The sequence below is a fragment of the Luteibacter sp. GL_149 genome (genome assembly GCF_057834065.1).
On sequence record NZ_CM174395.1, the window covers coordinates 522,585 to 535,400 of the forward strand.

The window sequence follows — 12,816 nt, forward strand, 5'->3', positions numbered from 1 at the left end:
ACCGTCGACGGTTCGGTTTCACGGCGAGACATTGCCAATAAGGTCAGGGAGACCGACATGAGTACTACCCCCTCCATCCGCCGCGCCATCGTCACGGGTTCCACGGGAGGCATCGGCCTCGCTATTGCGCACGGACTCGCCCGACAGGGCATTCATGTGGTCCTGAATGGACGTTCCGCCGAACGTGTCGACGACGCCATGGCAACGATCCGGAGCGAGACGCCAGACGCCCTGCTGAGCGGCTTCGCCGGCGACCTGGGTACGACCGAAGGGGTCGATGAGCTTGTTGCCTACGAACCGGAAGCCGACATCCTCGTGAACAACATCGGCATTTTCGAGCGAAAGCCGCTGTTCGAAATCGACGACGAAGACTGGCGGCGACTGTTCGAGGTAAACGTACTGAGCGGTGCGCGACTTTCGCGGCACTACGCGCCACGGATGGCATCGCGCGGTTGGGGGCGGGTTGTCTTCGTCTCCAGTATTTCCGCTGTGCAGGTTCCACCGGAGATGGTCCATTACGGAGCGACGAAGGCGGCCCAGTTGGCGCTCGCCCGCGGTCTGGCGGAGACGCTATCGCGAACCGGCGTCACGGTGAACACGATTCTTCCGGGGCCGACCCTTACCGAAGGCATGGCCGATATGTTCGCCGGCATGGCCGCACGTGGCGGTGAAACGCCTGAGGAGGTCGAGCGCGACTTCATCGCACGGAACAGACCCACCTCCTTGCTGGGACGGTTGGCTTCGGTCGACGAGGTGGCAAGCATGGCCATCTACCTCGCATCCGATGTGGCATCGGCGATCAACGGTTCCGCATTCCGGGTGGACGGTGGCATCGTGCGCCATCTGGTCTGACCGTTCCTTGCCGCTGGGGATAGAGTCTTTTGCAGCAGATGCAATTGATTCGGTGAGGCGTCGGCCCGACTCTATCGGATGACACCTCCTATCCCTTCGGACCTTCATATGAATATCGATCTCAGTTCCCGTCATGCTGTCGTTACCGGCTCCACGGCCGGTATCGGCCTGGCCATCGCCACCGGCCTCGCGGCCGCGGGTGCGCATGTCGTCGTGACCGGCCGCACTCAGGCACGCGTGGATGAGGCGCTAGCTACCATCGCCGCGCAGGTTCCCGGCGCGAAGCTGACCGGCGTGGCGGGCGACCTTGGTACGCGCGAAGGCGCCGAAAAGCTGATCGCCCGGGTTGCCGATACCGACATCCTCGTCAATAACCTGGGCATCTTCGAGCCGAAGGGCTTCTTCGATATCGCCGACGACGAATGGCAGCGCTTCTTCGACGTCAACGTACTCTCGGGCGTTCGTCTGTCGCGGCACTATGCGCAGGGCATGGCGAAGCGCGGATGGGGACGTATCCAGTTCATTTCCAGCGAGTCGGGCGTGCAGATTCCCGCCGAGATGGTGCATTACGGCGTGACCAAGACGGCGCAGCTCGGCGTATCGCGTGGCCTGGCGGAAACGCTTGCCGGCACCGGCGTTACGGTCAATGCGATTCTTCCGGGGCCGACCCTTTCCGAAGGTGTCGGTGAGTTCTTCGGCAAGATCGCTGCCGAGAAGGGTATATCGCTGGAACAGGTCGAGAAGGACTTCATCGCCGATCATCGTCCGACGTCGCTGATCAAGCGTCTCGCGACGGTGGATGAGGTCGCCAGCCTGTCCGTCTATCTTGCGTCGGAACAGGCATCCGCAACGACCGGTGCCGCAGTTCGCGTCGACGGTGGCGTGGTCCGTTCGATCGTCTGATCCCGCTGGTTCTTTTGGGGTCATCGCGGATTACCGGGCGGGCTCGGCTTTGCCATCGCTATTGCCGTCGCGCTGGGACGCTTCGCGAAGAGCCGTCGGCCACCGCCCTCGACGCTCCGTCTCCACCGTCGCTCGGGAACGGATAGCCGCTGCGCGGCTGGTGTTCTATGGCTGCGCCCCGTCGCGCCCGCGCGGCGGGCGGGGGTTTTCGATTCGGCCTCCATGCCTCAGCGAAAACGGCGGACCGTCCTGGTCCGCCCCCTTCGGGCCTTTTCCGCCCACCGCGCTCGGTTCCGCAAGTCGCGTCGAGGGCGGTGGCCGACGGCTCTTCCGACTGCTGCGGTCACGTGGGGGAAAGCAGCGCGTGACGCATGACCGGTGGTGAGCGTATCCGGTCCGGCCCCCCTCACGTGCTTGGCTCGCGCTCTCCCCGCAGCAAACCGCCGTCGACGGTGCCGTGGCCGGGTTGGTCCTTGGGGCCGCCTTAGCCGAGGGCCGCGATGAGTGGTTGGAGCGAAAGCGGCACTACGGCCCGCTCCCGCAGGGACGGCGCCGAAGGCCCCAAGGGCCAACCCGGTCGCGGCTTCCTCGACAGCACAAGTGTAAGACGGCTGTCCTCGACCGAAGCTCGACGAGACGCGTCAAGTCTTCCCGGTAATCCGCGATGAATCTTTTTTTGGGGCGCTCGAGCGTTCTTACAGATGGCTGTTCTTAATATCGCCATCGACGTAAAACCAGCGGCCGTCCTCGCGGACGAAGCGGCTGATTTCGTGAAGTCGTTCCGCGCGACCGCCTCCGTGGCGGAAGCGCGCGACGAATTCGACGACGGCGGTGTTCGTGCCGGATATGTCGTGGCGCTTGACGTCGAGGCCCAGCCACGTGGGCTTCGGCGACTGCGTGGCGAGATCCAGCGACGCAGGGCGCGTGTGCGGATGCCACGTGGCCAGCAGATAATCTTCCAGCGCGAAGACGTACGCGCTGTAACGCGAACGCATCAGCGCTTCGGCCGTAGGTGCCGCTGTGCCCGCGTGGTAGAGCGCACAGCATGCGCCGTATGTTTTACCCGAGCCGCACACGCATGGTTTGCCGTGGATATCCGCGGTCATTCAACCTGGCCTGCATCGATACGCACGATCAGTACGACGGCGTGCTCGTTCAGTTCGAGACGATCGCCACTATCCGGGCGATATGCATCGCCTGCGGCCAGTGTCGCGCCTGCGATCGATGCGCGCCCGCCTGCCAGATAGACGAGCACGACATCGTCGCCGAGCCGTGCCGACTCGCGTAGCACGTCTACTTTGCCGCGGGCCTGGCCGCGACGGACCATCAGATTGAAATCGCGCGTGGCACCGCCGGCCAGTTCGACATCGACCGTGGCCTCTCCCTCGAACGCGAACGGATCGCACGGTGTGGTAAGTGCGTGTGTGCGCTCGCCATTCAGGGTCATGACGAAGCCGGCACCTTCAAGCAGCACGATCGTGCGGTCGACGCCGGGAAAGGCCGAGAACGGCGAAGCGGTGTCGACGTCGGCCACACTGACGCGCCAGAGAAAATCGTCCATACCGGCATCGGCCGGCTCGGTGGCGACGACACGCGTCACGCCCATGCCGTTCTTCCACGGCACGGCAATAAGATCGGTGGCGCGGATCGTCGTCATGCGGCGCGCTCGATATCGCGCGCAAAAGGCGGTAGCGCGCGCAGCATGCCGGCGCCATAACGTTTGACGACCACACGACGATCCAGAAGGACGATCCGGCCCGTATCCGTTTCCGTGCGGATGAGACGGCCGCAGTACTGCGTAAGGAGACGTGTCGCGTCGGGCACGCTGACCTCGATAAACGGATTGCGGCCGCGCGATTCAAGCCATTCGGCATACGTCGCGCCCACGGGATCGGTCGGTACCGCGAAAGGAAGCTGCGTGACGACCACGGTTTCGCAGAGTTTGCCCGGCAGATCCAGGCCTTCGCCGAACGATGCCAGTCCGAACAGCGTACTGCCCTTGCCAGCGTCGACGTCTTCGCGATGTTCCGCGATCAGTTGGGCTTTCGATAACGAACCCTGTGCGCGTACCTTGCGCACGTGTTCGATAGGCAGTACCTGCAAGACGCGATCGAGTTTCGCGCGCGAGGTGAACAGCACGAGGTTGCCCGCTTCCCAGTCGAGATTCGCGGCCAGCCATTCGGCGACTTCGCGCGCATGGCCTTCGCGGTCGTCGGGCAGCGTGCGCATCGCCGGCACTTCGAGCGTGGCCTGTTTTTCCAGGTCGAAAGGCGAGGGCAGGCTAAGCGTCAGGGCATCGTTGGGCAAGCCGACGGCGTCGGCGAATCCACGGAAATTGCCGCCTGCGCTCAACGTCGCCGAGGTCATGACGACAGCGGCCGCGTTGTCCCAGAGGACGTTGCGCAGCAGGCCGCCGGCGGACACGGCCGATGCATGGCAGACCAGTTGCTGATCGGGCGTCAGCGTGACCCAGCGTGCGAGCGGCGGCCCGTTCTCGCGGTCGTCGGTCGACCATGCGTACCACGTGCGTACCTGACGTTCGAGACGTTCCAGCGCGACGCCGAGTTCGCGCGACAGCGCTTCCTGCGTCGGTCCGCCGGCTTCCATTTCCACGACGGTACGACGTACGGTGCGCAGCCAGCGCTGGATGTCGCGGGTCAGCAGGTGCAGCCCTTGCGCGAGCATCTTCCAGTTCTCGGGAAGCTGACCGAGCGATGCGCGAAAGACAGGTTCCAGTTCGCTTCCCGAAGGCGTCCAGCTCATGCGTATGTCGCGTTCGATTTCCTCGAGCGCGCCGGAAAGCTCCAGCAGTTTCTCGTCGCCGGCTTCCAGCGTGAGATTGCCGATGTTTTCTTTATCGGTGAGCGAATACGCCCCATGCACCTGATTCTGCAGGCGACCGATGCGGCGTACCGCCGTGGCGAGGTGCACGTCGGCCGCTCCGCGATCGATGGCTTTCGCCGGAACGTGGTGCGCCTCGTCGAAGATGTAGAGCGTTTCTTCCGGCTTGGGCAGGATCACGCCGCCGAAGGTGTCTTCGTCGCGCGGCATGGTGAGATCGGCCAGTACCAGGTCCTGATTCGCGACCACGATTTCCGCCTCGCCGATGGCGCGCCGTGCCACGAAAAAGGGGCAGACCGCGAACGAGCCGCACTTGCGGCCGGTGCAGCCGCCGGCGCTGGTGGTGACCATGCCGCGGACCAGGTCCGACAACGGTTCGGGACTGGTATCGATGTCGCCGTTCCACGCCCGGGATTCGAAGGCTTCGCTTAGTTTCTCGATAGCCTGGGTGTCGCGCGCCGCTGGTGGTTTTGCCCAGATCGCGAGATCCGCGTCGAAGGAAAACCCGGTCTGCGCCGCCGGTTCGGCACGCGCCATGCGCAGATTGCGTGGGCACAGATACCGTTGGCGGCCTTTGGCCAGTGCGACCTTGGCTTCGACGCCGCAAAGCGTCAGGTACTGGGGAATATCGCGCTGCACCAGCTGCTCCTGCAGCGCGACGGTGGCGGTGGCGATGAGCAGCTTTTTCTTCTGCGCGCGCGCGACCTCCAGTCCCGCGATCAGGTACGCCATGGACTTGCCGGTGCCCGTGGGGGCCTCGATCACGGCGGCGCCGGTGGTTTCGGAAAGCGCCTTGGCGACTTCAGCGATCATGCGCAGCTGGGACGCGCGCCCACGGAAACCCGTCAGGCCGTCTTTCAGCCGCGCATACGAGGCGCGGATCGCGGTCTTGGTGTCATCGGTGAGCATGGGAAGGGGGTCGGTACGGCAACTTCCCTAGGGTAACGGAAACCGTGGCCTAAACCGGCCGCCAGACCCCGGTCGTGTCAGCAATGTTTCAGTGGTGGAAGCCGTGATGTCCCGTCGGCAGGGGGTCGCGCACCTGGTTCACCAGGCCCGCCGCGACGTACGTGTGCTCCAGCCAGGTCCCGTCGAGCTGCTGGACGTGGATCTTCACGGGCCTGCCGAGACTGGAGGACAGCGCGGGCGCCATGCCTTCCGCAGCCTCGATGGCCTGAGCCTGCGAGGAATAACGACCGAGGGGCAGCGAGGCGCGGTGGACAATCCATGGCCCCTGCGCGACGTCGCAGTAAGGGATGAAAAGCTGGGCGGAACTCGAAGCCATGATGTCCTCGTTCACAGGATGGGCCGTTCAGCCACGCTACGCCGGGGTGAGGAATAAAAGCGTTAATGGGCAGCCGGACTTGCGCGTTCTGGGTAGGAGCCCGCAAGCGGGCTCCTACAACAGGCCTACCTGCTTATGGCGGAAGCAGCTCGCCTCATGGTCGTTCACCAGTCCAACGGCCTGCATCCACGCATAGACGATTACGGGTCCCACGAATTTGAACCCGCGTTTTTTCAATGCCTTGGACAGCGCCACCGACAGTTCGGTCTGGGTCGGACGCGGCCCTTTGGTCACCATCGGCTTGCCTTTCACGTATCCCCAGCAAAAGTCGGAGAAATCCTCGCCGGCCGCCTGCATCGCCAGATAGGCCTTCGCGTTGCCGACGGTCGCTTCGATCTTGCTGCGGGACCGGATGATTCCTTCATCGACCACCAGCCGTGCCACGTCTTTTTCGCCAAACCGCGCGATGACCTTCGGGTTGAATCCCTTGAATGCCCGTCTGAAGCCATCGCGTCGCGCAAGGATGGTTCGCCACGAGAGACCCGCCTGGAATCCGTCGAGAATGAGTTTTTCCCATAGCGCGCGGCTGTCGCGTTCCGGTACGCCCCATTCCTCGTCGTGATAGGCGCGCATCATGTCGTCGGTATCGCACCACGCGCAGCGCTTCACGCGTACGGTCCCAGATAATCGAGTTTGCCGACAGCCACGCCCTGATTGCGCAGAATGTCGTGCGCCGTCGCGATGTGGAAGAAAAAATTGGGCAGCGCGAATGTCAGCAGATACGCCTTCGGTGTGAAGTGGCGCACGTCGGACCCGAGCTTGAATTCGACCTGGCGCGATTCGGCGGCATCGACGGTGGCGGCATCCACCGATTCCAGCCACGCAGCTGTCGCGGCGATGCGCTTGCGCAGTTCCGGAAACGTCGTTTCTTCGTCGGGAAAGCGTGGCGACGCCACGCCGGAAACGCGCTCGACGGCGAACTTCGACGTATCGCTGGCGCGCTGGACCTGACCGGCGAGTGTCAGCATGTCCGGTGCGAGGCGGGCCTGTACCAGCGCATCGTGCGGCGTGCCATGCGCGCCCGCATGCGCATCGGCCTTGTCCAGCAGATGCTCCAGCACCCCCAGGCCACGAACGAAGACGGGAACGGAAGCTTCGTAAAGCGAAATCGTCATGGCCGCGGTCCTTTTTGGGAAGTTTGCGAGAGGGTGGGGTCGGAAACGGTCCACGACAAGTCCCGCGACAAGCCCGTCGAAGGAGGACTACCATCGCGATTTCGCACGATCCCACGGACCGGTCCCCATGCCAGATATGCAATCCCGGCCAGACGGCCTTGCCTCCGCCGACGCAGTCGTTTCCGTGCGCGGCCTTTCCAAGATATACAAGTCGGGATTCCAGGCGCTGAAGCGCGTGGACCTGGATATTCGCCGCGGAGAGATCTTCGCGCTGCTCGGTCCGAACGGTGCCGGCAAGACGACGCTGATCAGCATCGTCTGCGGCATCGTCAACGGGAGCGAGGGTTCCGTGACGGTCGACGGCCACGACATCGTTCGCGACTTCCGTGCCGCGCGTGCCCTGATCGGCCTGGTGCCGCAGGAACTATCCACCGATGCGTTCGAAAGCGTCTGGGCGACGGTGAAGTTCAGTCGCGGCCTGTACGGTCGCCCACCCAACCCGGTCTACCTCGAGCGCGTACTGCGCCAGCTGTCGCTATGGGAGAAGCGCGATTCGAAGATCATGACTCTCTCCGGCGGCATGAAGCGTCGCGTACTGATCGCCAAGGCGCTGGCGCACGAGCCGCGCGTGCTGTTCCTCGACGAGCCCACCGCGGGCGTCGACGTCGAACTGCGCCACGATATGTGGGAGATGGTGCGCAAGCTGCGCGAGTCGGGCGTCACGATCATCCTCACCACGCATTACATCGAAGAAGCCGAAGAGATGGCCGATCGTATCGGCGTCATCAGTAGCGGCGAACTTATCGTCGTCGAAGATAAAGCGACGCTGATGCGCAAGCTCGGCAAGAAGCAGCTGACCCTGCAATTGCAGAACCCGCTGGAGCAGCTTCCCGAACACCTGGCCGACCTGCCTCTGGAACTGTCCGACGAAGGTCGTCAGCTGGTCTATACGTTCGACACGCAGAGCGAAGAGACCGGTATCGCCGGCCTGTTACGGCGACTGAGCGAGCTGGGTATCGATTTCAAGGATCTGCATTCGAGCGAGAGTTCGCTCGAGGATATTTTCGTCAGCCTGGTGAGGTCGCGCGCATGAACTTCCACGCGATCCGCGCCATCTACCGTTTCGAAATGGCCCGCACGTTCCGCACGCTGATGCAGAGCATCGCCTCGCCGGTATTGTCGACATCGCTTTACTTCGTGGTCTTTGGCGCGGCCATCGGCTCGCGCATGGGCGATATCGGCGGCGTGAGCTACGGTGCCTTCATCATTCCCGGCCTGATCATGCTTTCGCTGCTTAACGAGAGCATTTCCAACGCATCGTTCGGTATTTACATGCCGAAGTGGGCCGGCACGATCTACGAACTGCTTTCCGCGCCCGTGTCATACGTGGAAGTCGTCATCGGCTACGTCGGTGCGGCCGCCACGAAATCGATCGCGCTCGGTCTGCTGATCCTGATCACGGCGCGTGCCTTCGTGCCGTACCACATCGAACACCCGGTCTGGATGGTGGGTTTCCTGATCCTTACCTCCATCACCTTCAGCCTCTTCGGTTTCATCATCGGCCTGTGGGCCGACGACTTCCAGAAGCTGCAGGTGGTGCCGCTGATGGTCGTTACTCCGTTGACCTTCCTGGGTGGCAGTTTCTATTCGATCAGCATGCTTCCGCCCGTATGGCAGAAGATCACGCTGTTCAACCCGGTCGTGTATCTGGTCAGCGGTTTCCGCTGGAGCTTCTACGGCAAAGCGGACGTGAACGTGTTCGTCAGCGTCGGGATGACCTTCGGGTTCATGCTGCTGTGTCTTGCCATCGTGTGGTGGATTTTCCGCACGGGGTGGAAGCTTAAATCGTAAGGAGCGGGGATGGGGGGTGGGTAGTGGGGGCGTAAATCCGGCGTAAGTCCGAGGGAACGACAAGCGCCACGCAGATGTTACGTCTGCCGGGCGCAACCAGATCCCTCGGGCGCCCGGCGGAAAAGCGCCCCCACTACCCACCCCCACCCCCGCTCTTAGTCACGGCTTGCCGATGAAGTCGGACTTGCCCAGTACGACGCCGACACCGCGCAGGATCGCGTAGGCCGTGGTGCAGTGGAAGTACACGTTGGGCAGCACGAAACCGAGCAGGTAGTCCTGGCCTTTGAAATGCATTTCGCCCGTGCGCATTTTCAGCAGGATGTCGCGGTCTTCGCTGCCGTCGATCTGCTCGGGCGTGAAGCTCTCCAGCAGGTTCACGACCTTGTCGATGCGGGCATACAGTTCGGCGAAGGTGGTTTCGTTGTCGTCGAGGCGAATCGGGTCGACGCCAGCCAGGCGGGCGACGGCGCCCTTGGCCATATCGGTGGCGATCTGTACCTGACGGATCAGCGGGAACATGTCCGGGGTAATGCGCGTATGCAGCAGTACTTCGGGTGCGATGTTGCGTTCCGTCGCATGGACTTCGCCCTTCTTCAGGACGCTGGAAAGGGCGTTGAGCGCACGGACAAGACCGGGCACCGTGGCGTGGTACATCGTGATGGACATCGAAAGACTCGCTTGTTGGGTAAGGACACAGCCGTAGCCGGGCATTGAACTGGCGCTATTGTGCGGCCACCCGGTCCCGTGGGGAACTGGCGCGATACCATGCTCGGACCCGGTGCCGTCGGGTGCCGACAGATCGAGGACCGCCACACGATGAAACCCGACGAGCCCACACGCGACGCCAGGCGCACCGCCGCCGCGTATCGGTTGTTGCGTCTGGATCGTGCCGAGCGGGCGCTGGATTATCTGTTTCGCTCGATGCCTGTCGGCCACCGGGTGCTCAAGGGCCTGCTGATGGCGACGCAGGCGAGTACCGCGTCGTTGATCGCCTATGGCATCGGTCTGTTGCTGCATACCCAGCAGGCGTTCTGGGCCGCGATTACCGCCATCGCCGTTACCCAGCTGAGTTACACCGATACCCGCGGTTCGTCGCGCGACCAATGCATCGGCGCGGCGCTGGGCGCCGTCGCGGGACTGTTCGGAATATGGCTGGACGTCGGGCAGATCGTGTCCTTTGTTGTCGCGGTGTTCGTCGTCATCCTTGCCTGCTGGATACTCAACGCCGGCACGTCGGCGCGGCTTGGCGCGGTTACCGCCACGATCGTCCTGCTGGTGCCCTCGGCCGGGCCGCCATGGGAGTTCGCATTCATCCGCGTGGGCGAGGTGGCGCTGGGGACGGTCTGCGCTCTTTCGGTGAGCTGGGTCATGGCGCGAATCCAGGCCGCATTTATCCACGAACAGACGCGAGAGGACGACGCATGAGGCGACATCGGGAGAAACATCGCACGGGTCGCATCGCCTGGCTGCGTGCGGCGGTACTTGGCGCCAACGACGGCATCCTGTCCACGGCGAGCCTGATGATCGGCGTGGCTGCCGCCGAATCGGGTGCGAGCAACGTGCTGATCGCGGGCGTCGCCGGACTGGTGGCCGGCGCCATGTCGATGGGAGCGGGCGAGTATGTGTCCGTCTACTCGCAGGCGGACAGCGAGCGGGCCGAACTCGCCCTGGAATCCTGGGAGCTGGAGAACGATCCGACCGGCGAGCACCGCGAGCTGACCGAGATCTACGTCATGCGCGGACTGGACCGCGATCTGGCACGCACCGTGGCCGATCAACTCATGAAGCACGACGCGCTGCAGGCGCATGCCCGCGACGAGCTGGGACTGTCCGATACCACCGCGGCGCGACCGTTGCAGGCGGCGGCCGCTTCGGCGACCAGTTTCGCGACCGGTGCGCTGCTACCTTTGCTGGCCGCCTGGCTGGCACCCGACGGCTATCTGGCGGCCGGGGTAGTCGGTGTTTCGCTGCTCGCGCTGTTGGGGCTGGGGGCGCTGTCCGCGCGGCTCGGCGGGGCGAGCATGCTTCGTGGGGCCAGTCGCATCGGCTTCTGGGGTGCCGCCGCGATGGCGGCCACGTCGGCGGTGGGTGCATTATTCGGCATCGCCTGAGGCCGGGGCTTATGTCGGCAACCGCCCACATGTCCTTCGGAATACGTAGCGTCCGCACCGGGCGATGGGCGCATGGTGTGCCGATAGTCGCGCTCAAGAAAATGGGACAGCCACCGACACCCCGTGGGTGGGCCTGTCATGTCGAGGAATGACCCGTGAATCAGCGCTACTTCGTGCTTCTGTTTATGGCCTGGTTCTGCGGGCTGGCGTTGGCGATTACCCACCTCGACGACCGCAAGGCGCAGGGCACGCCCGTGGTCATGCCGACGAAGCTGCATGTGGTCAACGATAGGGGCGAACTGGCGGACAACTGCATGTCGCATCCAGGGCAGCCAAAGGCATCGCATCATGACGATGCGCCGGTTCATGATCGCGACATGCGATGGTTTCGCGCCAGGCCGTGCTAGAGCGTTCCCGGTTCAGCCGACCACGCAACGATTGCGTCCGCCGTTCTTGGCGGTGTAAAGCGCAAGATCGGCTCGCTCGAACACCGACCGGGGCGTATCGCCGGGCATGAAGCGGGCGACGCCGATCGACGCGGTGACACGTACGTGTTGCCGACTGGCGTGGAAGGACAGAAGCTGGATCTTGCCGCGCAGGCGATCGCTTACCTGCAAGGCTTCGGCTTCGTCGGCGCCATCGAAAACGACGATGAATTCCTCGCCGCCGTAACGTGCCACGAAATCGCAGGGCCGCACATGTTTCACCAGCGCCTGGCCGATGATCCGCAGCACCGCATCGCCCGCCGTATGGCCGTACGTATCGTTGATGCTCTTGAAATGGTCGATGTCGATCGCGGCAATGGAAAGCGGGTGCCCTGTGACCAGCCAGCTTTCGTACGCGGCCTCGATGCGCTTTTCATAGGCGAGGCGATTGGGCATGCCGATCATCGTGTCGGTCTGCGCCAGTTCGTGTTCGCGCTCGAGCGAACGTTGCAGCGTGGCGCGTTCGGTTTCCAGTTGCTCGACGCGCAAGCGCATGCTTTCGGCACGTTCGCGATAGGCCGATAGCCGCGCACCTTCGCGCTCGCGAAATTCGCGGAAGCAATCGTTGATAGCGTCCAGCCGGGTGCCGATCTGGAAGCGCAGCTCGGTGATGTCGTCCACTTCCAGTGCGGCGTCGCCCAGCAGCCGCATTTCATTCGCGACCGAAGCATCGAGTGCCTGACCGTTCGCTTCGCCCGTCGACTGGTCGGCCAGTTCGCGCGACATGTGCTGCGTCATCTCGTCGAGACGTCCGGTCACATGGCGCAGGATGGATTGAAGAGTATCGATTTCCCGCTGCAGTGCGAGCCGCTGTTCGTTGATCAGGTCGGCCAGCTTTTCGCCGCAGGACGCCAGCGACACCAGGGTGTCCGCATTGGCCACGTCGCGACGCAGGTTGGCGGCGCGTTCCGTCAGCCGGGGTACGACGAGAATACGGTCGACCAGGCGGCTCAGCGCCGACTGAACGGACGAACCGTTTTCCGTCCGGGCGACGCGCGGAGGCGCGCCGGGTGTTTCGTGGTGTGCGACGCGGGGGCGTTGCAGGCCCGCAACGGCATCCGTCAATCCGGAGACAAGGGGTTCGAGCACGGCGGGATCGGCGGGGCCGTGTATCGCATCGCGAACGCCATCCAGATGCCGGTCGAGATCGTCATGCGCGCCTCGCGCGGCCTGTCCGAGACAGCCGACCAGCTGGCGCAACAAGGATTCGACCGATCGCCACTGCGATACCTCGCGGTCCATGCGCTCGAGCGCCGCGTGGTACTTGCCTTCCCAAAGCTGGTTGTCCAAACGCACGTCCCCGACCGTCGCGT

The 12,816-nt window shown here is 63.9% G+C and carries 15 protein-coding genes; 7 read left to right on the forward strand and 8 right to left on the reverse strand.

The annotated features are described in order from the left end of the window. Positions 1-57 precede the first annotated feature (57 nt). Positions 58-852, forward strand: a complete 795-nt coding sequence (locus AC3IR3_RS02360; RefSeq protein WP_489195439.1) for an SDR family NAD(P)-dependent oxidoreductase — start codon at positions 58-60, stop codon at positions 850-852. A 108-nt stretch (positions 853-960) separates the two neighbouring features. Further along, positions 961-1,755: an SDR family NAD(P)-dependent oxidoreductase gene (locus AC3IR3_RS02365; protein WP_489195440.1), complete on the forward strand. Its 795-nt coding sequence runs from the start codon at positions 961-963 to the stop codon at positions 1,753-1,755. Positions 1,756-2,450: 695 nt separating this feature from the next. Here the strand turns inward: AC3IR3_RS02365 and AC3IR3_RS02370 are convergent. From AC3IR3_RS02370 to AC3IR3_RS02395, 6 genes are all read right to left on the reverse strand, one after another. Continuing rightward, positions 2,451-2,861, reverse strand: a complete 411-nt coding sequence (locus AC3IR3_RS02370; protein WP_489195441.1) for a YchJ family protein — start codon at positions 2,859-2,861, stop codon at positions 2,451-2,453. Next, positions 2,858-3,412, reverse strand: coding sequence for a HutD/Ves family protein (locus AC3IR3_RS02375; RefSeq protein WP_489195442.1), 555 nt, complete (start codon positions 3,410-3,412; stop codon positions 2,858-2,860). Before AC3IR3_RS02375 ends, AC3IR3_RS02370 begins: the two co-directional genes overlap by 4 nt. Next, the gene (gene dinG, locus AC3IR3_RS02380) at positions 3,409-5,505 is read right to left on the reverse strand and encodes an ATP-dependent DNA helicase DinG (protein WP_489195443.1); all 2,097 of its coding nucleotides are present in this window, start codon (positions 5,503-5,505) and stop codon (positions 3,409-3,411) included. Before dinG ends, AC3IR3_RS02375 begins: the two co-directional genes overlap by 4 nt. An 88-nt stretch (positions 5,506-5,593) precedes the next feature. After that, positions 5,594-5,881: a DUF2188 domain-containing protein gene (locus AC3IR3_RS02385; RefSeq protein ID WP_489195444.1), complete on the reverse strand. Its 288-nt coding sequence runs from the start codon at positions 5,879-5,881 to the stop codon at positions 5,594-5,596. A gap of 114 nt (positions 5,882-5,995) precedes the next feature. Continuing rightward, positions 5,996-6,550, reverse strand: a complete 555-nt coding sequence (locus AC3IR3_RS02390; protein ID WP_489195445.1) for a DNA-3-methyladenine glycosylase I — start codon at positions 6,548-6,550, stop codon at positions 5,996-5,998. Beyond that, positions 6,547-7,056, reverse strand: coding sequence for a DUF1993 domain-containing protein (locus tag AC3IR3_RS02395; RefSeq protein ID WP_489195446.1), 510 nt, complete (start codon positions 7,054-7,056; stop codon positions 6,547-6,549). Before AC3IR3_RS02395 ends, AC3IR3_RS02390 begins: the two co-directional genes overlap by 4 nt. Positions 7,057-7,192: 136 nt before the next feature. Here AC3IR3_RS02395 and AC3IR3_RS02400 point away from each other — a divergent pair, with 136 nt between their 5' ends. Continuing rightward, a complete protein-coding gene (locus AC3IR3_RS02400) occupies positions 7,193-8,149 on the forward strand; it encodes an ABC transporter ATP-binding protein (RefSeq protein WP_489197003.1) in 957 nt (318 codons plus the stop codon). Next, positions 8,146-8,907, forward strand: coding sequence for an ABC transporter permease (locus tag AC3IR3_RS02405; RefSeq protein WP_489195447.1), 762 nt, complete (start codon positions 8,146-8,148; stop codon positions 8,905-8,907). Before AC3IR3_RS02400 ends, AC3IR3_RS02405 begins: the two co-directional genes overlap by 4 nt. A 159-nt stretch (positions 8,908-9,066) precedes the next feature. Here AC3IR3_RS02405 and AC3IR3_RS02410 read toward each other — a convergent pair whose 3' ends face one another. Further along, positions 9,067-9,573 (reverse strand): DUF1993 domain-containing protein, encoded by a 507-nt coding sequence (locus tag AC3IR3_RS02410; protein ID WP_489195448.1) that lies wholly within the window; start codon positions 9,571-9,573, stop codon positions 9,067-9,069. A 150-nt stretch (positions 9,574-9,723) separates the two neighbouring features. Here AC3IR3_RS02410 and AC3IR3_RS02415 point away from each other — a divergent pair, with 150 nt between their 5' ends. The 3 genes from AC3IR3_RS02415 (at position 9,724) to AC3IR3_RS02425 (ending at position 11,425) form a co-directional block, all read left to right on the forward strand. Next, positions 9,724-10,332 carry an FUSC family protein gene (locus tag AC3IR3_RS02415; RefSeq protein ID WP_489195449.1) on the forward strand — a complete coding sequence of 203 codons (609 nt, stop codon included), beginning with the start codon at positions 9,724-9,726 and terminating at the stop codon, positions 10,330-10,332. Beyond that, a complete protein-coding gene (locus AC3IR3_RS02420; protein WP_489195450.1) occupies positions 10,329-11,018 on the forward strand; it encodes a VIT1/CCC1 transporter family protein in 690 nt (229 codons plus the stop codon). Before AC3IR3_RS02415 ends, AC3IR3_RS02420 begins: the two co-directional genes overlap by 4 nt. A 155-nt stretch (positions 11,019-11,173) precedes the next feature. Continuing rightward, positions 11,174-11,425, forward strand: a complete 252-nt coding sequence (locus tag AC3IR3_RS02425; protein WP_489195451.1) for a hypothetical protein — start codon at positions 11,174-11,176, stop codon at positions 11,423-11,425. Positions 11,426-11,437: 12 nt separating this feature from the next. Here the strand turns inward: AC3IR3_RS02425 and AC3IR3_RS02430 are convergent, their stop codons facing one another. Further along, a complete protein-coding gene (locus tag AC3IR3_RS02430; RefSeq protein ID WP_489195452.1) occupies positions 11,438-12,799 on the reverse strand; it encodes a GGDEF domain-containing protein in 1,362 nt (453 codons plus the stop codon). Between the last annotated feature and the right edge of the window lie 17 nt (positions 12,800-12,816).